The sequence below is a fragment of the Rhodoferax sp. WC2427 genome, assembly GCF_040822085.1.
Taxonomy (GTDB): Bacteria; Pseudomonadota; Gammaproteobacteria; order Burkholderiales; family Burkholderiaceae_C; genus Rhodoferax_B.
The window spans coordinates 3,896,892-3,919,849 of sequence record NZ_CP162006.1 but is presented as its reverse complement, the minus strand read 5'-3'; the positions used below and the strand labels follow the sequence as shown (position 1 = coordinate 3,919,849).

Genomic DNA, 22,958 nt, shown 5'->3' with positions numbered 1-22,958 from the left:
CCATGGCGGAGCCCGGCGCAGTGCCCCAGAACACCCCGGCCGATGCAGCCAGCCTGCCGGTGGGCTACCGCATGCTCGAATACCAGATCCAGAGCGTGCTGGGCAGCGGCGGCTTCGGCATCACCTACCTGGCCCGGGACGACAACCTCGACCTCACCGTAGCCATCAAGGAATACTTCCCCAGCGGCCTGGTGGCCCGGGGCGAGCAGCACGCCGTGGTGGTGCGCGAGGGCCACCAGGGCGCCCAGGCCAAGTACGACTGGGGGCTGCAGCGCTTTCTGGACGAGGCCCGGGCGCTGGCCTCGTTCCGCCACCCCAACATCGTGCGGGTGCTGCGTTATTTCAAGCAGAACGACAGCGCCTACATCGTCATGGAATACGAGATGGGCCAGCGCCTGAAGCGCTGGGTGCCGAACCAGGCGCCGCTGACCCGCGACGCGCTGCTGTCCATCGTCCACCCGCTGCTCGACGGCCTGGACGCGGTGCACCAAACCGGTTTTTTGCACCGCGACATCAAGCCCGACAACATCTATGTGCGCGCCGACGGCACCCCGGTGCTGCTGGACTTTGGTGCGGCCCGCCGCGTCAGCAGCGACAGCGCCATGACCAACATCATCAGCCCGGGCTTTGCGCCGTTTGAGCAGTACCACTCCCAGGGCAAGCAGGGGGCCTGGACCGACATCTACGCCCTGGGCGCGGTGATGTATTGGATGGCCACTGGCGAGAAGCCCACCGAGTCGGCCGCCCGCGTGACGCAAGACACCATGCTGCCTGCGTCCAGCCTGGCCGATGCCGGGGTGTTCGGGGCCAAATTGCTGCAGGCCATCGACTGGGCCCTGCGACCCGATGAAAGCCGCCGCCCGCAGTCGGTGGCCCTGTTCCGTGCCGCCCTGGTCGAGGCCAACAAGCCGCAAGCCAATGACCTGCTGGCCTTCTCGCTGGCCCCGGACAACGGCCTGACCAACCGCGGCGCTGCGGCCCGCATTCCGGCCGACCAGCGGCGCAACCTGCTGTGCACCATTTTGTTTCTGGACCTGGTGGGCTACTCGATCCGCTCGGTGGACGGCCAGGTGGCGCTGAAGAAGGTGTTCAACGGCTTGATCGTCAAGGCCTTGCACGGCATTGCCGAAGAAACCCGCATCGCCATCGACACCGGGGACGGCGCGGCGATCTGCTTCCTGGGCGACCCCGAGGAGGCATTGCAGTCGGCCATGCTGCTGCGCGACCTGCTGGGGCAGCGCTATGGTGGCCACGTGGCGGTGCGCATGGGTCTGCACATGGGGCCGGTGCGCATCATTTCGGACATCAACGAACGGGTGAATGTGGTGGGCGACGGCATCAACGTGGCCAAGCGGGTGATGGACTTTGCCCAGGCCAACCAGTTGCTGGTGTCGCGCTCGTACTTCGATGTGATTTCGCGCATCACCGACAGCACCGCCGACCTGTGCCGCTACCTCGGCCCGCACGAAGACAAGCATGGCCGCCTGCACGAGGTGTATGCGGTGGAAGGCCATGCGCCCGGCGCGGAGACCACCCTGAAGATGGCCCCGCCGGGCAGCACCACCTACACCACCACGGTGCGCCTGCAGACCGCCAATGTGCTGGTGCCCGAGCAGGTGCTGGAGATAGAGACCGAGCTGTCCCGCCACATTGGCCCGCTGGCGCGGGTGCTGGTGCGCAAAGTGCTGCCGCTGGCGCAGGACATCGCCCACCTGCGTGCAACCCTGGCCCCGGCGATCCAGGAGTCGCGCACCCGGGCTTCATTTTTGGCCGGAACCCCGGTCGTGGGCCAGGCGCAGCCGGGTAGCAAGACGGCACCCAGTGGCTTCCAGGCCACCACCGGTGCCGGGGTCTTGTCGGCGGATGGTCTGGGTTCGCGGCCCATGCCTCTCAGCCAAGTGCCTAGCCAGGCAGCGAGCCAGCCGGTGCTCAGCCGCCCGAACAGCCTGGGCGGCGTGGGGGCCAGCCAGTCGGTGTCCCAATTGCAGTCGCAGTCGCAGTCGTCCATGCACCCGTTTGCCATCAGCTCGGACGAGCTGGCCACCATCGAGCTGGCGTTGGGCAAGTTCATCGGCCCGATTGCCAGGGTGCTGATCCGCAAAAAAGCCGGGCACTGCACCAGCTTCAAGGACTTCATCGCCACCATCGCCCAGACCATCGACCGGCCCGACCAGCGCGCGCTGTTCATCCAGTCGCTCAAGCGCGCACTGCCCAAACGGACGTATTAGCCAATTTATAAAAAAAGTGCCGCCCGCGCTTATGGAATGGGCGTGAGCAGCTACTACAACAATAGCAAGCCTGGAGGGATGTCAGGCTGCCCGCATGACCGGGCCGGGCCGCTCTTGCCAATTGCTGGCGCGCGGCTTGGTGGTGGCTGCGGCGTGGCTGCGGCGCTCTTCGCTGGGCGACTGGCCAAACAGGCTGCGGTAGGCCTTGCAAAAGTGCGACGACGACTGGAAGCCGCAGGCCACGGTGACCTGCATGATGGGCATGCTGCTGTGGGTCAGCAGCTCCTGGGCGCGGCGCAGGCGCAGGTTCATGTAGTACTGCGCCGGGTTCATGCTGAAGTAGCGGTGGAACAGGCGCTCCAGCTGGCGCAGCGACAGGTTGATGGCACTGGCCAGCTCGGCCAGCGGCAGCGGTTCTTCGATGTTGGCGGCCATGATCTCGGCGGCCTCGGTCAGGTGCTGGTAGCCGGGGCCGATGCACTCGGGCTGGGGGATGCGCTGGCGGTCCTTGCTGGCGCGCAGGCGCTCGACGATGAACTGCTCGGACACGTCCATCACCAGCTTGGCGCCAAAGCGCTCGCGCATCAGGTGCAGCATCAGGTGCAGCGGGCTGGTGCCGCCGGAGCAGGTGATGCGGTCGCGGTCGACGATGAAGACCTCGGTGGAAAACTGCACCTTGGGGAATTCTTCGCTGATGGCGGCCAGGTTTTCCCAGTGGATGGCACAGCGGTAGCCGTCCAGCAGCCCGGCGTGGGCCAGGGCAAACGCCCCCGTGCACAGGGAGCCCATGGTGGCACCCGCGGCCGCACACTGGCGCAGCAACTGGCGCACGGTTTCATCCGTGGCCTGGCGAATGTTGACGCCGCCGCAGACAAACACCATGTCGCAATCGGTCAGCCCTGCGGGGCCCGCTACATCACCCACCGCGCTGATGGCCAGGCCATTGCTGGCCACGGCGGCCTGTTCGCCAGGGCTCACCACGCTCCAGCGGTACAGGGTCTGGCGGCTGATGTAGTTGGCCATGCGCAGGGTTTCCACCGCGTTGGCAAAGGCGATCATCGAATACTCGGGCAGCAGAATGAAGCCGACGTGGATCGTACCGGCCACGGCCAGAGGGTCATTGGCTCCCACGGCGGCGGCCGGGGTGGATTCGGGGGAGTTGCGAGGCACGGTTCGGGGCACGGTTCGGTTCCTTAGCTTTCTCTGCTTTTGCGGGCCACGCCGAAGCTTTCGGTCAGGCGGTCCAGGATGATAGCCAGCAAAACCACGGCCAACCCACTCTCAAACCCGAGGCCGATGTCCAACCGCTGGATGCTGGCCAGCACGTCGTTGCCCAGGCCACCCGCGCCCACCATAGACGCAATGATGACCATGGACAGGGCCATCATGATGGTCTGGTTGACTCCGGCCATGATGGTAGGAAGGGCAATTGGCAACTGCACCTTGAACAGCAACTGCGTGGAGGTGCAGCCAAACGCATTGCCGGCCTCCACCTGCTCGGAGCTGACCTGGCGGATGCCAAGGCTAGTCAGGCGCACCACTGGCGGCATGGCGAAGATCACGGTGGCGATCGTGCCGGGCACGCGGCCCAGGCCAAACAGCATCGCGGCAGGGATCAGGTAGACGAAAGCCGGCATGGTTTGCATGAAGTCGAGGATGGGGCGCACGCTGGCGTTCACATGGTTGTTGCGGGCACACCAGATGCCCAGCGGAATTCCAAAAATCAGGCTGATGATGGTGGCCGACAGCGTCAGCGCCAGGGTTACCATGGTTTGCGTCCAGAAGCCGGTCACCACAATCAGCATCAGGGCTAAAGCAACAAACACGCCAAACTTCCAGCCCAGGCGGCGCCAGCCCACCACGGTGGCGGCCAGAATCACCAGCCAGAAGGGAATGGCCAGCATGCCTTGCTCGATGGATTGGGCAAAGCCCTCCACCACCACGCCGATGGAGTCGAACACGGTGGCGCTGTTGTCCAGCAGGCTTTTGACCCCGGCATTGACCCACTGGCCCAGCGGCAGCATGTTGTGGGTGGCTTCGGTGACTTGGATGAGCAGATCAGACATGGCGGGCCTCTTGGGACATTTTGACGAGCAGGCTGCGGGCAGAAATGCAGCCCAGGCATTGTTCGGCATCGTTGAACACGCCGACGGGTTGGTCGCCGCCGAGCACCAGCTTCATGGCCTCGGGCAGGGTGGTGGACCAGGGCAGGCGCGGCCCGCCGGTGTAGGAGTGGCCGTTCAGCGCGGGGTCCAGCAGGTCGGCCGCGGTCAGGTAGCGCGAGGTGTCCACGCCTTCAAAAAAGCGGCGCACGTAGTCGTTGGCCGGTTTGGTGATGATTTCGTGGGCGGTGCCCTCCTGCACCAAATTGCCGCCTTCCATGATGGCAATGCGCGTGCCGATGCGCAGGGCTTCCTCCAGGTCGTGCGACACAAACAGCACGGTGCGCTGCTGCTTCTTTTGCAATTCCAGCATCAGGCCCTGCATTTCCACGCGCTTGAGCGGGTCGAGTGCCGAAAAGGCTTCGTCCATCAACAAAATGTCGGGGTCCACCGCCAGGGCGCGGGCCAGGCCTACGCGCTGCTGCATGCCGCCCGAGAGCTGCGCTGGAAACTTGGCTGCGTAGGTCTCCAGGCCCACCTGGCCGAGCACTTCCATGGCGCGGGCTTCGCGGGTTTTACGATCAGTTCCGGCCATTTCCAGGCCAAAAGCCGCGTTATCCAGTACGTTGCGGTGCGGCATCAGAGCGAACGACTGGAACACCATGGCCACCCGCTTGCGCCGCCACTTCACCAGCGCGGGCAGGGACAGCTTGGCGATGTCTTCGCCGTCGATGTTGATCGAGCCCGACGAAGGCTCGACCAGACGGTTGATCAGCCGGATCAGCGTGGACTTGCCCGAACCCGACAGGCCCATGAGCACATAGATCTCACCCGCGGCGACATCAAAGCTGACTTTGTTGACCCCGACCACATGGCCGGTGGTGGCAAACACCTCGTCTTTGGTGCGCCCTTCGGTCAACATTTTCTGGGCGGGGGCTATATTGCTTCCAAATATCTTGTATAAATTTCTGACGCTGATCTTGGGCTGGGACATCACGGGTCTCCGAGAATGGGTAACGACAAAGCACGTTGCAATATTTATTATTAGCAAACAACATGCCACCAATTTTTATATAAATATTGATTTAGAACATAGGGTGAATCCATGAGGGCTCTAAGATAGGTGAGGGTGTTGCACCAAAATGGAGTTTTTTGAATTTTTGAATGAAAAAAACCCGCCAAAACAGGATGTCAGGCGGGCGTTTTGCACCGTCTTGTGCGGGGATGCGCTACTTTAGGCTAGCGATCCATGACGATGTCACTCGTCGGTTTGCTGCAGCAGGGCAGAAACCAGCCCTGGTCTATTTCACGCTGGCGGATACCGCCGGCATGTTTCATTTCCACCGTGCCGGATATCTTTTTGGTTTTGCAGGTGCCGCATGCGCCACCGCTGCACGAAGACGGCAGGCGAAATCCAGCCGCTACAGAAGCCTGCAATACCGTTTGGTCTGATGGGCAAGTAAATGACTTGCCCATTTTTTGCAATTCGATCTTGTAGTTGACTTCGATATTATCGGGAGGCACTTCCTGATTATCTGGCGCATGCGTGGCATCGGCCACCAGGGTTTCAAAAGAGAAACTTTCTTCGCGGTAGTGCAGCATGTCGAACCCGCCACCGGCCAGCAGGCCGCGCACCGCAGCCATGAATGGGGCCGGGCCGCAGGTGTAGACATCGCGCTGCAGGAAGTCGGGGGCGATGTGGGCCAGGCGGGCTGCATCCAGCCGACCCAGGTGTCCGGCGTAGTTGCTGCCCGGCGTGTGCTGTTCGCAGACCAGCGCAATCCGGAAGTGCGGCATGTTGCGCGCCATCAGGGTCAGCTCTTCGGCAAACAGCACGTCGGCGGGGGTGCGGGCGCAATGCACAAACACGATGTCGGCGTCGCTGCCCAGGTCGTGCAGGGCACGGGCCATGGACATCAGTGGCGTGACACCGCTGCCGCCCGACAGGAACAGGTAGCTTTTGGCGGGCGACTTGAAGCAGCTGAACTCGCCAGACGGCCCCATCGCGCCCAGTTCCATTCCGACGCGCACGTTATCGTGCAGCCAGTTGGATACCGTGCCGCCGGGCACGCGCTTGACGGTGATGCTTACCAGGTCGGGCCGGGTCGGGGTGCTCGACAGGGTGTAGCAGCGGTTGATCTTCTCGCCGCCAATCTCCAGCTCCAGGGTGAGGAACTGGCCCGGTAGGTAGCGGAAGTTGCGCGGACCGTTGGCGGCCAGCACAAAGGTCTTCACATCGTGCGTTTCCTGGCGGACGTGCACGCAGCGCAGGGTTTCATCCTGGTCGGAGTTCCAGGGCGAGGACACCGGGGCCGCGAAGTCGGGGGCGTAGAAAGGGGTAGGCATGGGGATCCAGTTCAACGCGTCAGGACGCTCAGGCGGTTCACATACCAGTTGCAGAACTTCTCCACCAGGCCTTCGGTGAAGGGCGAATACGGACCGGGCTGGTAGGCCCCGGTGGAGATGCCGATCTGCGACTCTTCCACCAGACGGCGGTCCTGGTCGTTGGTGGCGTTCCACACGGCGGTGAGGTTTTCCTTGGTGTAGTCCACGCCTTCGACCGCGTCCTTGTGTACGCACCAGGTGGTGCGCACCAGGGTCTTGGTGGCCGAGATCGGCAGCACGGTGAAGCTGACGATGTGGTCGCTCATGAAGTGGTGCCAGGAGTTGGGCTGGGTCCAGAACGACAGGCCGCCGAGTGCCGGGTCGACAAAGTCGGCCAGCAATTTTTTGGAAGCCACTTCGGCGTTCATGGTTTGCGACTGGCCCGAGCGGTCGATCGGCAGACGCTGGGTGCGGAAGCCGGTGATGCGGTCGTCCAGCGTGTCGATCTCGGCGGAGGGCAGACCCATGCCTTCCCAACGCTCGTGGTTGGCGGCCATGATGTCCTGGAAGCGTTGCAGGTCCGCCTTGTTGTCCTCGTTGGGCTGGTAGCCAAAGCCGTATTCGTACAGAGAAATGGTCAGCTCGGGGTGGTTGCTCATGCAGTGGTAGCACTCGCGGTTGTTCTCCATCGTCAGCTTCCAGTTGCAGTCTTCCACGATGTCGATCTGCGCGGCCACCTTGCACTGGCTGAGCTGGTGCGGGGCGATGTAGGGCGTCATCTCGGCGGCCATCTGTTCGAAGTCTTCGGGCGGGTTTTCGGCCAGGCAGATGAACAGCAGCCCGGCCAGGTTGCGGATGTGCACCGGCTTGAGGCCCAGGCCGCTGGGGTCGAAGTCATCGCCCATGTGCTTGGCGTGGATCAGCTTGCCGGTCAGGTCGTAGGTCCACTGGTGGTAGGGGCAGACGATATTGCCCACCACACCTTGCTGGCTGGCGCACAGGCGCGAACCGCGGTGGCGGCAGACGTTGTGGAAGGCCTGGATTTTCATGTCGTCGTCGCGCACGATCAGGATCGAGTTGTTGCCAAAGTCCACGGTGATGTAGTCACCGGCCTCGGGCACTTGCGGCTCTACCGCGACAAAGATCCAGTGTTTGCCGAAGATGTGCTCCATGTCGGCCTGCAGGATGGTGTCGCTGAGGTAGAACGGGGCCTCCAGGCTGTAGCCGGGGCGGCGGCGGGCCAGCAGTTCGCGGGTCAGCAGGGATTGCGCGGAAAGGGGGGTGTTCATGGTGTGTCTCCTCAAAATGTCACAAGAGAATGGGTGCGCAGGTAATCGAGAACGGCTTGGGCTTTGGCATCCACGCTGCCGGTCTGGAGCACCACGCCGCCGGTCGACGGCGACTCGATGGCGCCCAGCATACGGGCGTGGCCGGACTGCACGGTTTTGGCTTCCAGCAGTTTGCGCCGCTTGCGGGTGGCGACCAGTGTGCCGCGGGGGCTGGCGGGTGCCACCGCCGCGGCCGCAGTGCGGACGATCTTGCCGACCAGGGCATCGGCCAGGGAATGGCGCAGCGTTACGGGTGCTGCCGCGCTGATGGCCAGCACTGCCGGGGCCTGCACCTTCAAACGCCGCCGCGCGCCCTTGGGCAGGGCTTGCGTGACGATCCAGCCATTGCCGTCGGCTTCGATGCGCAGCACGTCGGTGACGACCGGCCGCCCGAGGGCGGCTGCCAAGGCGTAGGGTAAAACGCCCGAGCCCTGGTCGGCCTCGGAGCGGGTGCCTGTCAGCACCAGGGCCACGTCGCGCAGGGCGGGTAGCAAGGTGTCCAGCAGGGGGGCCTCGGCGGTGCTTGCCAGTACTTCCAGCACGGGTGCGCCCAGGGCCAGGTAGTCGCGGGCCACGGAGTCGGGCATCGGGCCCGCACACAGCAGGCGCACCGGCTGGCCCAAACCCAGGCCCACAGTGGCCGCTGTGGCGTCGGCCTGGCAGCGGGTCAGGCGCTGGCTGGTGGGGTGGCTGCGCGGGGCCACCAGTACGGTGATCTGGCTCATACGCCCTCCTTTTCTTTTTTCACCAGGCCCAGCAGGGCCTGCATCAAGGCTGCGCTGTCTTCCACCACGGTCAGGTCGGCGCGGCGGGCGATGGGGGCCGAGGCATCCAGGTTCACCGCGATCACGTGGCGGCAGTCCTTGATACCTTGCAGATGCTGCACCGCGCCCGAGATGCCCAGGGCCAGGTAGCCCGAGGCCGAGACGGTTTTGCCGGTGGCACCAATTTGCTGCGCACGGGCAAAGCGGCCATCGTCCACCGCCACGCGCGATGCGCCTACCGCTGCGCCTACTTCCAGCGCCAGGGCGTGGAACAGGGGCAGGTCGGTCACGCCATTGCCTGCGGCCAGGATGAAGTCGGCTTCTTCCAGTGCCAGGGTTTGCGGGTCACCGGCTTTCATGCCGAGGTCTTCGACACCGGCGTCAGACACAGCGGGCAAAGCCGGGGCGGCAGCGCGCAGGCCCAGGCCGACAAACGGCAGCTTGGTGTTGGCAACCCCCTTGGCCAGCAGCATCACCGGCGTGTGCGGGCATTGCCAGTCTTGCTGCACATTGGCGGGGATGCGCATGCTGTCGGCAGCCAGCTCGGCGATGCCGCAGCCCAGGCCCAGGCCTGCGGCAATGGCAAAACGGCGGCCCAGTTGTCCGTCGGCACCGCTGTCGGCCAACAGCCACTGTGCCGGGGCCAGGGTGGCGCGCAGGCCTTGCAACCACTGTACGCAGGCGCTGGGCTGGTAGGCGCTGGCATCAAAACTCTCCAGTGCCAGCAGCTTGTCTGCCCCCAGGGCGGCGGCATCGTCGCTACAGGCACCCAGCACGGCCACCACGACTTCGGTGTCGGCCGTGGCCAGGATGGCGGCGGCGGCAATCGCCTGGCGGGCACCGTCGGTCAGCGCACCGCGTTCGGCGTGGGTGACGACCACCGTGCAGCGGCTGAATGGGCCGGGGCTGCGCACTGGCTTCACGACGGGGCCGTGGGCGGCGTGGGCGGCCAGGCGTTCGCCTTCGCTGCTGCCCAGGATGATGCGGCGCAGGCCCGCGGGCGTGGTGATGGCGGGGCGGCGCGGATCGACGCGGCGAATCTGCGTATGGGCGGGGGTGTTCATGCGACCTCCAATGCGTGGGCCATCAGCTCGGCAATGTCCAATACTTCGGGCCGGGGGCCCACCACGCCTTCGAGCATGGCGGTGCAGTTGGGGCAGGCCACGGCCACCACGCCCGCGCCGGTGCTCTTCGCGTCGGCCATGCGGATGTCGGGGATGCGGGTGGTGCCGGGGATGTCGGTGAACGGGGCGCCGCCACCACCGCCACAGCAGCGGCCGCGTTCGCGGTTGCGTTCCATCTCCACCACCTTGATGCCGATGCCCTTGAGCACGGCACGTGGCGCGTCCACCTCGCGGCCATAGCGGCCCAGGTAGCAGGGGTCGTGGTAGGTCACGGTTTCCAGGCTGCCTGCACGGGTGGGCTTGAGCGTCTTCTTGGCCAGCAGATCGGCCAACAGCTGGGTGTGGTGCCAGACGTCGAAGTTGCCGCCCATGGCGGGGAACTCGTTCTTCAGCGAATGGAAGATGTGCGGGTCGGGTGTGACGATGTGCGCAAACTTGCGGGTCTTGAGCGTGGCGATGAGCTGCTTGGACAGGCGTTGGAAACCTGCTTCGTCGCCCAGCCGCCGGGCCAGGTCACCACAATCGGTCTCTGCCGCGCCCAGAATGGCGATCTTCAGCTCTGCTTTTTGTAGCGTCTTGATGAATGCCCGCAGGCTGCGCTGGTAACGCATGTCGAAGCCGCCTTCGCCCACCAGCACCAGCCAGTCGGTGGCGTCACCTTCATTGAGCACCGGCAGGTTCAAATCGGCCGCCCAGTGGTGGCGCGCTGTCAGGGGGAAGCCGCCTACGGTGTCGGTGTCGCGCAGCTGGGCCAGGGCTTCCATGCCCTTGTTGGGCACCACGCCCGTCACCAGGGTGATGTGGCGGCGCATGTCCACGATGGCGTCCACGTGCTCGATCAGCATCGGGCACTCCTGCACGCAGGCGCGGCAGGTGGTGCAGGACCAGAGCGTGTCGGAATTGATCAGGCCATTGACGATGGGCAGGTGCGGTGCACCGGCGTGTTCGCCGACCTTCTGGCCGGGGTAGGGGCTGCCGGCGTAGTTGGCGTCTGATTTGGCGCTCATGCCGACCACCAGGTCCTGGATCAGCTTCTTGGGGTTCAGCGGCTGGCCTGCGGCAAACGCAGGGCAGGCAGCTTCGCATTTGCCGCACTGGACGCAGGCATCGAAGGACAGCAGCTTGTTCCAGGCGAAGTCGGCGGGCTTGCCCACGCCCATGTCGTCGGCGGTGAGGGTGAGTGGCTTCAGTGCGGTGGCAAAGCGCTTGTCGCCAAAGCGCTCGGGCCGGGGGTGCAAGCCCAGGTGCAGCAGACCGGCGACAGCATGCTTCATGGGGCCGCCCAGGCCAATGCCAAAGGCCAGCTCCGCAGCGCCTGCGGCAAATGCCAGGCTGATCAGGCCCGCCAGCCAGGGGGCCAGCGCCGTGCCGGTGAGTGCCACTGCGCCCACCAAAGCCACGGCCACGGCAAACAGCATCAGCGAGTAGGGCAGGCGGCTCCACGGGCCTTTGGACAGGCGCGCAGGCGCATGGCGGCGGCGCGAGGCCATGGCCGTGGCACCGGCCAGCATCATCAACCCGGCCAGCAGCAAGATGCCGTCCAGCACCGGCCAGTACAGGCCCAGGCCATAGTTCAACGCCACCAGGGCCAGCGCCAGAATCGCGCCGCCCGCCACACCCACGTGGGCGCGGGCTACAAACGGCTCGCGGGCCACCACGTCGTGCAGGTCGACAAAGTAACGCTTCGGAATTTGTAGCAGCCCACGCCCATCGAATGGGCTGGAGCGGCCTGTTTTCCATATAACAGCCCGGCGGGCCATGCCCCAGACCAGGCCCAGGACGGCCAACCAGAAAATCGTGCTTACGAGGTGCGCGAGCATCTTAAAAGTCCTTGCACAGGCGCAGCGAATCGTAGATGGCGGCGTGGATGTTGTGCATCGACACGCAGTCACCCACGCGGTACAGCAGGAAGTTGCCGTTGCCGGTGGCCTGGCTTAAGCCGGGTTGGGGCAGTGCGTCGTACAGCGCTTCGATGTCGGTCTGGCCCTTGTTCATCGACAGGGGTTTGAGCTGCCAGTACAGGCCGTCGTTCGGCAGGATGCCGTTTTCAATGACCACCTGGTCCACGGCACGCTCTTCCAGCGCTTCGGTGTACTCGTTTTTCAGCACGGCAATCATCTTGTCGCCTTCGCGGTAGACCTTCTCCAGCCAGTGGTTGGGGGTCTGAATCACGCCGTTGGCGTAGAGCTGGCGGTAGAAGATGGGGAAGGTGGTGCCGCCCACGTCGTCGGCCACTTTCACGTCGGGGGTGACGATCTCCACCAGCTTGCCGCGGGCCGCGATGAAGTCGGCCACGCCGGTGCCCGCATGGGTGCTGATGCTGTCGTACACCAGGACGTTCTCGCCCGGCGCCACGGCACCGGACAGGATGTCCCAGCCGCTGACGCACAGGCCTTCAGCGGCGCCCCAGGCGGGGGTTTGGCCGGTATGGGGCACGCCACCGGTGGCCATCACCACGATGTCGGGTTTTTCAGCCAGGATCATTTCCTGGGTGGCCGCCACGCCGAGGCGGCGGTCCACGCCCAGGCGCACGGTTTCCATGTCGAACCAGCGGATGATGCCGGCCATCTGCTCGCGCTTGGGCGGCTTGGCAGCCAGGTTGACCTGCCCGCCCACCAGTGTGTTCTTCTCGAACAGCACCACATCGTGGCCACGCTCGCGGGCCACGCGGGCCGCTTCCAGCCCGGCAGGGCCTGCGCCCACCACCACCACCTTGCGGCGTACGCCCGTGGTCTTTTCGATCACGTGGGGCATGGTTTCTTCGCGGCTGGTGGCGGCGTTCTGGATACACAGCACGTCCAGGCCGTTGTACTGGCGGTCAATGCAGTAGTTGGCACCGACGCATTGCTTGATCTGGTCTTCCTTGCCGTCGCGGATCTTGATGACCATGTGCGGGTCGGCAATCTGCGCGCGGGTCATGCCCACCATGTCCACCATGCCGGTGGCCAGGATGCGCTCGGCTTGCGATGCATCGCGGATGCTCTGGGCGTGCATTACCGGTACTTTGCTGACGGACTTGATGCCGGCGGCCAGGTGCACAAACGGCTCGGGCGGCAGCGCCATCGGCGGCATGCAGTTCACCAGGGTGTTATGGGTGTCGGCACCGGAGCCGACCACGCTCAGAAAGTCGATCAGGCCGCTCTCGCTCATGGCCTGGGCGATTTCCTTGGCCATCTCGTGGCTGATGCCGTCTTCGTGGAATTCGTCGCCGCACATGCGCATGCCCACGCAGAAGTCCGCACCCACCTGTTCGCGCACCGCGTGCAGCACTTCCATGCCGAAGCGCAGGCGGTTTTCCAGGCTGCCGCCGTATTCGTCGGTGCGGTGGTTGACGCGGGGGCTCCAGAACTGGTCGATCAGTTGCTGGTGCGCGGCAGAGATCTCGATGCCGTCCAGGCCCGCATCCTTGACGCGCTTGGCGGCGCGGCCGTAGTCGGCGGCGATGCGGCGGATTTCTTCGATTTCGATGGTTTTGGCGTTGCCACGGTGCACCGGCTCCCGGATGCCCGAGGGGCTGACCAGGTGCGGCCAGTCAAAGCCGTGCCAGGCGTTGCGCCGCCCCATGTGGGTGGCCTGGATCATCAGTTTCGCGCCATGCTTGTGCATGGTGTCGGCCAGCGTGGCCAGCGGTTCGATGACCTTGTTGGTGGCCAGGTTGATGGAGCTCCACCACGACCAGGGGCTGTCCCGCGACACCGGGCTGGAGCCACCGCAGATGGCCAGGCCCACGCCGCCCTTGGCTTTTTCTTCGTAGTAGCGGATGTAGCGTTCGGTGGGATTGCCACCCTCGGCGTACACCTCGGCATGTGCGGTACTGACGATGCGGTTGCGCAACAGCACCTGGTTCAGGCGGATGGGCTCAAACAAATGCGGATAGCGCATGGCGGTGCTCTGGAAAAAATATTAAAGGGGGCTGACGGTGAACACGCAGTGGGCATGGCCCTCGGCGGCACATTGGGTCTCGGTGCTGGTGGTGCGCACAGTGGAGCCGCTGGTTTCCAGCACCCAGTCCATCGCACCCGAGAACCAGCCTGCGAACAGGTAGCACACCTTGCTGCGGTCTACCGGCACGCCGGCAATGCCTTGCGCCAACACAAACACCGAGTGGTCGAGCTGGATCTGCGCGTGGCCGGTAGCAGCATCGGCGCTGATGAACTTGAACAGACCCCAGCCGCGCTGCGACAGGCGTCTTAGATAGTGCTCGTACACCGCCATGCCGGTCAGGCCGTGGGTGGCGGACTCTTGCTGGCACCAGAAGTAGGCGGAGCGGTAACCGGCCTTGTACAGCGCCGGGGCATAGACCTCGCGGCCCACCACGGCTTCGGTTTCCACGTGGTTGTTGACGAAAAAGTGCCGGGGCACGTAGATCATCGGCAGCTTGTCGGTGGTCCACACGCCGGTGGTTTCGTTGACTTCGATGGGGAGTTGGGGTTGCATGAGAGTTCCTGGGTGCGCTGGGGTGCTGTGCCTGGGGGGAGAGTTATGCCAACCAACCGGCCACGCGGGCAGGGTTGTCGGCAATCCATTTTTCAGCGGCGGCTTCGGGCTTGGCACCGTTTTCAACGGCCAGCATCACGGCTCCGATTTCTTCGGGCTTCCACGACAGCTTTTTGAGGAAAGCCACCACGGTGGGGGCCTTGGTGTGCAGGCCGGGGTTGATCACGCTGTCCACATGCTCTTCTGCACCGTAGACGTTCTTGGGGTCGGCCAGGAAGCGCAGCTTGTACTTGGCAAACATCCAGTGCGGAATCCAGCCGGTGACGGCGATGGCCTTGTTGGCGCGGTAGGCGCGGTCCAGTTCGGCCGCCATGGCCGGGCCGGAGCTGGGCTGCAGGCGCATGTCCAGACCGTAGGCCTTGATGGCTTCTTCGGTTTTCTTCATCACACCGGCACCGGCATCGATACCGACGATGCGGTCGCCGAAATCGGCCTTGTGGCTGTTCAGGTCGGCCAGGCTGGTGGCCTTGACATAGTCGGGCACGATCAGGCCGATCTTGGCGCCGGGGTAGTTGGCGCCCAGGATCTCGACCTTGTCCTTGAAGTTGGCCAGGTAGGCCTCGTGCGTCACGGGCAGCCAGGCCGACAGGGTGGTGTCCAGATCGCCACGGGCCACGGCCTGCCACATGATGCCAGCCGCCAGGGGCTTGAGCTCGACGGGGTAGCCCAGCTTGGTGCGGATGATGACGGCGGCCAGGTTGGTGGTGGCGACGCTGTCCGACCAGCCGTCGACAAAGCCGATCTTGATGGTGGGTTTGGTCTGCGCGAATGCGCTGCCGGACATGGCCAGCGCGGACAGGCCCAAAGTCTGGGTGATGAACTCACGGCGTTTGCGAGGGGAGAACGAAACGGTCATAGCAGCTAACTCTTGGTTATGGAGGGGAATGCGAGAGGATGTGGAAATCTGAGGCGGTGTGCCTCAGGTGCCCCAGACCTGGTCGAAGAACTTCATCCAGTTGGCACCCAGTACCTTGGTGATGCGGGTATCGGACCAGCCAGATTGCTGCATCGTGGCCGTGAGGTTGGGGAAGTCGCCGATGGTGCGAATGCCTTCGGGGTTGATCACCTGGCCGAAGTTGGTCAGACGGCGCCAGCGGCCCTTGTCATGCGTCAGCATGTCGAAGAACTCATGGCCGTGGCCTTGGGTGAAGTCCGAGCCCAGGCCGACGCAGTCTTCGCCCACGATGTTGATGACGTAGTCGATGGCCTCGACATAGTCGTGCACGGTCGATTCATTGCCGCGCTTGAGGAAGGGCGAGAACATGGTCACGCCGATGAAGCCGCCGTGGTCGGCAATGAATTTCAGCTCATCGTCGCTCTTGTTGCGCGGGTGGTCTTTGAGGCCCAAAGGCAGGCAGTGGGTGTAGGCCACGGGCTTGGTGGACGCCAGGATCGCTTCTTCAGAGGTCTTGCTGCCCACGTGCGACAGGTCGACCATGATGCCGACACGGTTCATCTCTGCGATGACCTCGCGGCCGAAGCCGGAAAGCCCGCCATCGCGCTCATAGCAACCGGTGCCCACGAGGTTCTGCGTGTTGTAGCACAGCTGGACGACGCGCACACCCATGTCATGGAAGGCTTCGATGTAGCCGAGGTTGTCTTCAAAGGCATGGGCGTTCTGGAAGCCCAGGACGATGCCGGTCTTGCCATCGGCCTTGGCTTGGACGATGTCCGCCGTGTTGCGGGCCAGGGTCACGAGGTCGCTGTTGTCGCGGATCAGCTGCTTGAGCTGGGCGATGTTGTCGACCGTTTTCGGGAAGTCGTCCCACACGGAGACGGTGCAGTTGGCTGCGGCCAAACCGCCCTTTTTCATGTCTTCAAATACGCTGCGGTTCAGGTTGGCAATGATGAGACCGTCGATGACGATGGAGTCCTGGTGAAGTGTGCTCATGGTGCGTGTCCTTTCAGGCGAAATGTCAGGCGTAAAGGGGGAAACGGGCGGTGAGGGCTTTGACGCGGGCGTAGACCGACGCCTCCAGGGCGGCGTCGCCTTCGGGTTTGGTCTTCAGGCTGTTGAATACTTCCAGCATCAGGCGGCCTACCTCTTCAAACTCGGCCACGCCGAAGCCGCGGGTGGTGCCCGCTGCCGTGCCGACGCGGATACCCGAGGTGACGGTGGGCTTCTCGTCGTCGAACGGTATGCCGTTCTTGTTGCAGGTGATGCCTGCGCGCTCCAACGCCACTTCGGTGGTGTTGCCTTTCAGGCCCAGGGGGCGCAGATCGACCAGCAGCAGGTGGTTGTCGGTGCCACCGGTGACCAGGTCCAGGCCACCGGCCTTGAGCACCGCGCCCAGGGCCTTGGCATTGGCCACGACCTGCTGGGTGTAGGCCTTGAAGCTGGGTTGCAGGGCTTCGCCAAAGGCCACGGCCTTGGCGGCAATCACGTGCATCAGCGGGCCGCCCTGAGAACCGGGAAACACGGCGGAGTTGATCTTCTTCGACAGGGCTTCATCGTTGGTCAGAATCACGCCACCACGGGGGCCGCGCAGGGTCTTGTGGGTGGTGGAGGTGGTTACGTGGGCGTGCGGCACCGGGCTGGGGTACACGCCGGTAGCGACCAGACCGGCCACGTGGGCCATGTCCACCATCAGGTAGGCACCCACCTTGTCGGCGATGGCCCGGAAACGCGCCCAGTCGATGGTGCGGGGGTAGGCCGAGAAGCCGGCAATGATCATCTTGGGCTGGTGTTCCACTGCCAGGGCTTCGACTTCGTCGTAGTCGATCAGCGAATCGGCACGGCGCACGCCGTACTGCACGGCCTTGAACCATTTGCCCGACAGCGCCGGTTTGGCACCGTGCGTCAAATGGCCGCCTGCCGACAGCGACATGCCCAGCACGGTGTCACCAGGCTGTACCAGCGCCAGCATCACGGCCGTGTTGGCCTGGGCACCGGAGTGCGGCTGTACGTTGGCATATTCGCAGCCAAACAGCTTGCACAGGCGCTCAATGGCCAGGGCTTCGACCACATCCACATGCTCGCAGCCGCCGTAGTAGCGCTTGCCGGGGTAGCCTTCGGCGTACTTGTTGGTCAGCACCGAGCCCTGGGCTTCGAGCACCGCTTTGGAGACAATGTTTTCCGAGGCGATCAGTTCGATCTGTTCGCGCTGGCGTTGCAGTTCGTGGTCCATGGCGGCGTTGATGGCGGGGTCGGCCTGGGCCACACCCACGGAGAAGAAGCTTTCGGTTGTCATGGCAAAAAGTCCTAAGAAGTGAAGACTTACGCGGCATCCCTTGTGTTGCCCGCTGGGCACACAGGTATTTGCCTAAGTCAGGTGGTTTCAAACAAGGGGGTGAATACAGGGTCGGCGCACTGCGCCGGGCTGGTGATGCACATGCGGTAGGGCAGGGCGGTGCGTTCCAGCAGGCGCCAGGTGTAGTCGGCAAAGCTGCGGCGGAAGACCAGCACCACGCCCGCTTCGTCGGTACGGGCTACGGTGAGTCCGGTTTTGGACACCACGGTGCTGGCGCAGCGGCCTACGGCCAGGCTCTCATAGTCATACGGGCCCATCTGGCGCAGCAGCAGCATGTGGTCGGGGCCACTCAGGCGCATGGCGGTCAGGCCGCCGCTGTTGTCCACCACCTGGGCGAACAGGTCTTGTACGGCGGCGGTCAGCGCGGCCAGCAGGCTGTCGCGGGTAGAGCGCTTGCACACCAGCAGCCATTCGTCGGGCGATACCCACAGCACCACACCGGCAGCGGTGGCCAGCACCGTCATCGGCTGGGTCGGCAGGGCCTGGCCCAGCACACCGGCGACGGCTTGCATAAAAGCTTCGTCGTCGGCCTTGCCGCGCAGCACGAGGTAGCCCATATTGCCCAGCTCACTCACCACCACCCGGTTCTGGGCGGTGGGTGCCGCCACGCGGGCGGGCAGGTCAAAGGCGTGCAGGGGAGATTCCAGCATCGCGTTCAAATCTTTAGACATTTTGACGGTCACCTTTCACATCGACAAACACGCTACCGCCCACCTTCACCGGGGTCACCTTACCGTGGGCATGCACGTACAGGGTTTGCTCCTTGCGCTGCAGGCCACCGGCCACCACCGCCATGGCGATGGAGCGGCCCAGGAAGGCGCTGTGGTAGCTGGAAGTCACATGGCCCAGCATCTGGTTGCTGGTGCCTACGGTGGCGCTTTCCATGATCTGCGCACCTTCGATCAGCACGGTGTTGGGGTCTTCTGGCAACAAGCCCACGAGTTGCTTGCGGCCTTCTCGGGCGGTGTCGCTGCGGGCCAGCGAGCGCTTGCCCAGGAAGCTGAACGGCTTCTTCATGCCCACAGCCCAGGCCATGTCCAGGTCCATCGGGCTCATGGAGCCATCGGTGTCCTGGCCGACGATGATGAAGCCCTTTTCGGCGCGCAGCACGTGCATGGTTTCGGTGCCGTAGGGCGTGATGTCGAACTCGGCCCCGGCGGCCATCACGGCCTCCCACAGGGCATGGCCGTAGCCGGACTCGACATTCAGCTCATAGGACAGTTCGCCAGAGAAGCTGATGCGGAAGACACGGGCGGGCAGGCCGTTGACGGTGCCAGCGCGCCAGTCCATGAACTTGAAGTTCTCGGGCGACAGGTCGATGTCGGGGCACAGTTTGGCCAGCACGGCGCGGGCCTTGGGGCCCACCAGGGCCACGGTGGACCAGTGGTCGGTGACCGAGGTCATCCACACCTTGAGCTCGGGCCACTCGGTCTGGTGCCAGCGCTCCAGCCAATTCAGCACGCGGGCGGCACCGCCGGTGGTGGTGGTCATGTAGAACTGGTTTTGCTGGATGCAGGCGGTCACGCCGTCGTCCATCACCATGCCGTTTTCGTCCAGCATCAGGCCATAGCGGCATTTGCCCACGGCCAGTTGCGTCCAGGCGTTGGCGTAGATGCGGTTCAGGAACTCGCGGGCATCCGGGCCGTCGATCTGGATCTTGCCCAGGGTGGACGCGTCCATCACCGCCACGCCGTTGCGGGCGGCCAGGCATTCGCGGTTCACGGCGGCGTGCAGGTCTTCACCGGGCTTGGCAAAGTACCAGGGACGCTGCCACTGGCCCACCGGCTCCAGGGCGGCGTTGCGGGCCACGTGGGAGGCATGGATGGCGCTGTAGCGGTTGGGGTCAAACAGCTCTTCGGTCATGGTGCCGGCCAGCGCGCCCAGGCTCACCGGGGTGTAGGCCGGGCGGTAGGTGGTGGTGCCCACCTGGTTCACCGGGCGCTTCAGGGCGCGGGCGGTGATGACGAAGCCGTTCACGTTGGAGAGCTTGCCCTGGTCGGTGCCGAAGCCCAGCGCGGTGTAGCGCTTGACGTGCTCGATGGAGTGGTAGTTCTCACGCACGGCCAGCTCGATGTCGGCGGCGCTCACGTCATTTTGGTAGTCCACGAACGCCTTGGCGCCTGCGCCTTCCTGCTTGCCATCGGGCAGACGGAACATGGGGCGGGCGGCCAGGCGCTTGGGCTGGATGCATGCCGGTACTTGCAGCGATTCGCGCTTGCCGCAGGCGGCCAGCACCTGCTGCATGGCGTGGGTGGTTTGCGCCAGTGCATCGGACAGCTCGAAAGCGCCGGTGACCGAGCCCACGCAGGCCACACCGGTGCGGCCGGTGCGTGGCACCACGAAGGCGGCGACGGCTTCATCCCAGGTGGGGCGGCTGCCGTCGTGGCAGAACAAATGCACGGTGGGCGACAGGCCGCCGGAGCTCAGCACCACGTCGCAGGCGATGTGCGTGCCGGTGCCCGACACCTCGTCCTTGGTGGCGTGCAAGGGCACCAGGCGCACGCCCTTGACCTCGCTGCCGCCGGTGACTTCGGCAATGCCGTGGCCTGCCATGACGGTGTAACTGCTGTTGCGGGCGACCGCGCCATGGCGCACGTCGGCCACGGTGACGGTGGCACCGGCCTTGGCCAGCACCTCGGCGCAGTCGTGGGCCAGGTCGCTGGTACCGCAGATGACAATGCGTTCGCCGACCCGCACGCCGTAGCGCACCAGGAAGGTTTGGCCCGCAGACACGGTCATCACGCCGGGCAGGTCGTTGTTGCCAAACACCAGCGGGCGTTCGATGGCGCCGGTGGCCAGCACCACGTGGTGGGCGCGGATCTTGTGCATGCGGTGGCGCGGCAGGTGGGCCTGGCGCTGCGCGGGGGCAATATGGTCTTGCACCAGTTCCACGGCCTGCACCAGGTTTTGCTCGTACATGCCGAAGGCGGTGGTGCGGGGCAGCACCGCTACATGCGGCATATCGGCCAGGGCGGCTTGCACCGAGCGGATGTAGGCATCGCTGTTGCGCCCATCGATCTGCGCGGTGGGGTCGGACAGCAACCAGCCGCCCAATTCATTTTGCTCGTCGACCAGCAGGGTCTTGAGTCCGGCGCGCCCGGCTTGCAGCGCGGCCAGCAGGCCACAGGCTCCGCCGCCCACCACCAATACATCCACATGGTGGTGCAGGTGGTCGTATTTCTCGGGATCGGCCTCGGTAGGCGCATCGCCAAACCCTGCAAACTTGCGGATCACGGTCTCGTACAGTGGCCACAGCTTTTGCGGCCATTTGAAGGTCTTGCTGTAGAAGCCCGCAGGCATGAAGCGCGAGCCCTGGCCCAGCACCGATTTCAAATCGAAGTCCAGCGAAGGCCAGCCCGAGGTGGAGCGGGCGCTCAGGCCGTCGTACATCTCGGCCTGGGTGGCTTTGACATTGGGCGTGGTGAGCGCGCCCACGCCCATCTGCACCAACGAATTGGGCTCTTCCGCACCCGCGCCGATGATGCCGCGGGGACGGCCATATTTGAAGCTGCGGGCCATGCGGCGCACGCCGTGGGCCAGCAGGGCAGAAGCCAGCGTGTCGCCGGGGTGGCCGGTGAATTCGCGGCCATCAAAGGTGAACTTCACCGTGCGGGTCGTATCGATGCGCGCGGTGGTCTGGGGGACGCGGGTGCCGCTCATGCTTGCTCCTTGGCGATGTCGGCTAAAAAGAGGGCTTTGCCTTCGGCCAGCGTCCAGCTCCCGGCAATTTCGTAGGTGGCAGTGTTGCGTTTCACGGCAAACACCTTGCGGCAGGCTGCCGTGTGCTGCCATTGCTCCCAAAACCAGCCTTTGGTGTTGCGGCGCATGAAAACATAGTCGCCCCAGGTGGCATCGTCCACCTCTTCGGGCTTGGCAGGGCGGGGAATGTAGGCTTCACCGGCGTTGCTGAACTCTTCTTCGTCCCGCGTTTCGCCGCAGTGGGGGCAGTGCAATAAAAACATGGTCGTTTCGCTCAATGTGCGACGCCAGCGGCGCCGTGTTCGTCGATCAAATGGCCGGTGTGGAAGCGGTCTACGGAGAAGGCTTTGGACAGTGGGCCGGGCCCGCCCTTGGCCAGCATGTCGGCAAACACATGGCCCGAACCCGGTGTGGCCTTGAAGCCGCCGGTGCCCCAGCCGCAGTTGAAGAACAGGCCTTGCACGGCGGTCTTGGAGATGATCGGGCAGGCGTCGGGGGTTACGTCCACAATGCCGCCCCACTGGCGGTTCATGCGTACGCGCGAGAACTGGGGGAACAGCTCGATGATGGCGGCGGCGGTGTGCTCGATCACGTGCGGGCTGCCGCGCTGGCCGTAGCCCAGGTAGCTGTCGATGCCTGCGCCAATCACCAACTCGCCCTTGTCGGACTGGCTGAGGTAGCCGTGCACCGCGTTGGACATGATCACCGTGTCGATCACGCGCTGCATGGATTCGGACACAAAGGCCTGCAGCGGGTGGCTTTCCAGCGGCATGCGCAGCCCGGCCATCTTGGCCAGCACCGAGGAGTGGCCGGCGGCCACGCAACCCACGCGTTCGGTCTTGATGGCACCCAGGTTGGTTTGCAGGCCGCGGATTTGGCCATTCTGGATATCCATGCCGGTGACTTCGCAGCCCTCGATCAGGTCCACACCCAGACGGCTGGCGGCACGGGCGAAGCCCCGGGCCACGGCATCGTGGTGGGCCACACCGGCACGCGGCTGCCAGCTGGCACCCAGCACCGGGAAGCGGCGGCTGCGGCTGCAGTCGAGCTGGGGGATCTTTTCTTTGACTTCCTGCGCGTTCAGCACATGGGCATCCACGCCTTGCAGGGCGTTGGCATTGACCCGGCGCTCGATGTCGCGCATGTCCTGCAGGGTGTGGCCCAGGTTGAACACGCCGCGCTGGCTGAACATGACGTTGAAGTTCAGGTCCTCGGTCAGGCCCTCCCACAGCTTCAGCGAATGCTCGTAGATCGCGGCGGATTCGTCCCACAGGTAGTTGGAGCGCACGATGGTGGTGTTGCGCGCCGTATTGCCGCCGCCGAGGTAGCCTTTTTCCAGCACCGCGATCTTGCCGACCTCGGGGTGGTTTTTGGCCAGGTAGTAGGCTGTGGCCAGGCCATGCCCGCCACCGCCGACGATGACCACGTCGTAGGAAGGTTTCAAGGCCACCCGTTCCCAGGCGGGTTCCCAGGTTTGGTGGTTTTTAAAGCCGTGCTTGAGCAGGCTCCAGATTGAGTAGTTTTGGCCGCGCATGTGGTTCTCGTGGGGGTCCAATGGATCTGCGTCAGGACTTAGGCGGTATCTGCAAGGCCGTCTAAGGGTTGCTTGCAGATGCTGCATATGTCGTGCATGCATTGTT

The 22,958-nt window shown here is 64.6% G+C and carries 18 protein-coding genes; 1 reads left to right on the top strand and 17 read right to left on the bottom strand.

What is annotated here, in order from left to right; all coding sequences use genetic code 11:
- Positions 1 to 2: 2 nt before the first annotated feature.
- Positions 3 to 2,228: a protein kinase gene (locus AB3G31_RS18240; RefSeq protein WP_367847483.1), complete on the top strand. Its 2,226-nt coding sequence runs from the start codon at positions 3 to 5 to the stop codon at positions 2,226 to 2,228.
- 81 nt (positions 2,229 to 2,309) lie between these two features.
- Here AB3G31_RS18240 and AB3G31_RS18235 read toward each other — a convergent pair whose 3' ends face one another.
- The 17 genes from AB3G31_RS18235 to AB3G31_RS18155 all read right to left on the bottom strand — a co-directional run bounded on the left by AB3G31_RS18235 (position 2,310) and on the right by AB3G31_RS18155 (position 22,852).
- The gene (locus AB3G31_RS18235) at positions 2,310 to 3,398 is read right to left on the bottom strand and encodes a GlxA family transcriptional regulator (RefSeq protein WP_367847482.1); all 1,089 of its coding nucleotides are present in this window, start codon (positions 3,396 to 3,398) and stop codon (positions 2,310 to 2,312) included.
- A 23-nt stretch (positions 3,399 to 3,421) separates the two neighbouring features.
- A complete protein-coding gene (locus AB3G31_RS18230) occupies positions 3,422 to 4,294 on the bottom strand; it encodes an ABC transporter permease (protein WP_367847481.1) in 873 nt (290 codons plus the stop codon).
- Positions 4,287 to 5,324 (bottom strand): glycine betaine/L-proline ABC transporter ATP-binding protein, encoded by a 1,038-nt coding sequence (locus tag AB3G31_RS18225; protein ID WP_367847480.1) that lies wholly within the window; start codon positions 5,322 to 5,324, stop codon positions 4,287 to 4,289. The genes AB3G31_RS18230 and AB3G31_RS18225 overlap by 8 nt, the downstream gene beginning before the upstream one ends.
- Positions 5,325 to 5,569: 245 nt before the next feature.
- Entirely contained in the window at positions 5,570 to 6,676 is a 1,107-nt protein-coding gene (locus tag AB3G31_RS18220; RefSeq protein ID WP_367847479.1) for an FAD-binding oxidoreductase, read from the bottom strand.
- 11 nt (positions 6,677 to 6,687) lie between these two features.
- The gene (locus AB3G31_RS18215) at positions 6,688 to 7,944 is read right to left on the bottom strand and encodes an aromatic ring-hydroxylating dioxygenase subunit alpha (RefSeq protein ID WP_367847478.1); all 1,257 of its coding nucleotides are present in this window, start codon (positions 7,942 to 7,944) and stop codon (positions 6,688 to 6,690) included.
- A gap of 11 nt (positions 7,945 to 7,955) precedes the next feature.
- A complete protein-coding gene (locus tag AB3G31_RS18210; RefSeq protein WP_367847477.1) occupies positions 7,956 to 8,708 on the bottom strand; it encodes a hypothetical protein in 753 nt (250 codons plus the stop codon).
- On the bottom strand, positions 8,705 to 9,811 hold the full coding sequence (locus AB3G31_RS18205; protein WP_367847476.1) for an FAD-binding protein: 1,107 nt from the start codon (positions 9,809 to 9,811) through the stop codon (positions 8,705 to 8,707). The genes AB3G31_RS18210 and AB3G31_RS18205 overlap by 4 nt, the downstream gene beginning before the upstream one ends.
- Positions 9,808 to 11,691, bottom strand: a complete 1,884-nt coding sequence (locus AB3G31_RS18200) for a (Fe-S)-binding protein (protein WP_367847475.1) — start codon at positions 11,689 to 11,691, stop codon at positions 9,808 to 9,810. The genes AB3G31_RS18205 and AB3G31_RS18200 overlap by 4 nt, the downstream gene beginning before the upstream one ends.
- 1 nt (position 11,692) lies before the next feature.
- Positions 11,693 to 13,753: an FAD-dependent oxidoreductase gene (locus AB3G31_RS18195; RefSeq protein ID WP_367847474.1), complete on the bottom strand. Its 2,061-nt coding sequence runs from the start codon at positions 13,751 to 13,753 to the stop codon at positions 11,693 to 11,695.
- Positions 13,754 to 13,774: 21 nt separating this feature from the next.
- The gene (locus AB3G31_RS18190) at positions 13,775 to 14,308 is read right to left on the bottom strand and encodes a DUF5943 domain-containing protein (protein WP_367847473.1); all 534 of its coding nucleotides are present in this window, start codon (positions 14,306 to 14,308) and stop codon (positions 13,775 to 13,777) included.
- Positions 14,309 to 14,351: 43 nt separating this feature from the next.
- On the bottom strand, positions 14,352 to 15,224 hold the full coding sequence (locus AB3G31_RS18185; protein WP_367847472.1) for a glycine betaine ABC transporter substrate-binding protein: 873 nt from the start codon (positions 15,222 to 15,224) through the stop codon (positions 14,352 to 14,354).
- 63 nt (positions 15,225 to 15,287) lie between these two features.
- Positions 15,288 to 16,259: a dipeptidase gene (locus tag AB3G31_RS18180; protein ID WP_367847471.1), complete on the bottom strand. Its 972-nt coding sequence runs from the start codon at positions 16,257 to 16,259 to the stop codon at positions 15,288 to 15,290.
- A 25-nt stretch (positions 16,260 to 16,284) separates the two neighbouring features.
- Positions 16,285 to 17,559, bottom strand: coding sequence for a serine hydroxymethyltransferase (glyA, locus tag AB3G31_RS18175; RefSeq protein ID WP_315208176.1), 1,275 nt, complete (start codon positions 17,557 to 17,559; stop codon positions 16,285 to 16,287).
- 77 nt (positions 17,560 to 17,636) lie between these two features.
- Positions 17,637 to 18,290, bottom strand: coding sequence for a sarcosine oxidase subunit gamma (locus AB3G31_RS18170; RefSeq protein WP_367847470.1), 654 nt, complete (start codon positions 18,288 to 18,290; stop codon positions 17,637 to 17,639).
- Positions 18,283 to 21,279, bottom strand: coding sequence for a sarcosine oxidase subunit alpha family protein (locus AB3G31_RS18165; RefSeq protein ID WP_367847469.1), 2,997 nt, complete (start codon positions 21,277 to 21,279; stop codon positions 18,283 to 18,285). Before AB3G31_RS18165 ends, AB3G31_RS18170 begins: the two co-directional genes overlap by 8 nt.
- The gene (locus tag AB3G31_RS18160) at positions 21,276 to 21,581 is read right to left on the bottom strand and encodes a sarcosine oxidase subunit delta (RefSeq protein WP_367847468.1); all 306 of its coding nucleotides are present in this window, start codon (positions 21,579 to 21,581) and stop codon (positions 21,276 to 21,278) included. The genes AB3G31_RS18165 and AB3G31_RS18160 overlap by 4 nt, the downstream gene beginning before the upstream one ends.
- An 11-nt stretch (positions 21,582 to 21,592) precedes the next feature.
- Positions 21,593 to 22,852, bottom strand: coding sequence for a sarcosine oxidase subunit beta family protein (locus tag AB3G31_RS18155; RefSeq protein ID WP_367847467.1), 1,260 nt, complete (start codon positions 22,850 to 22,852; stop codon positions 21,593 to 21,595).
- Positions 22,853 to 22,958: the final 106 nt, after the last annotated feature.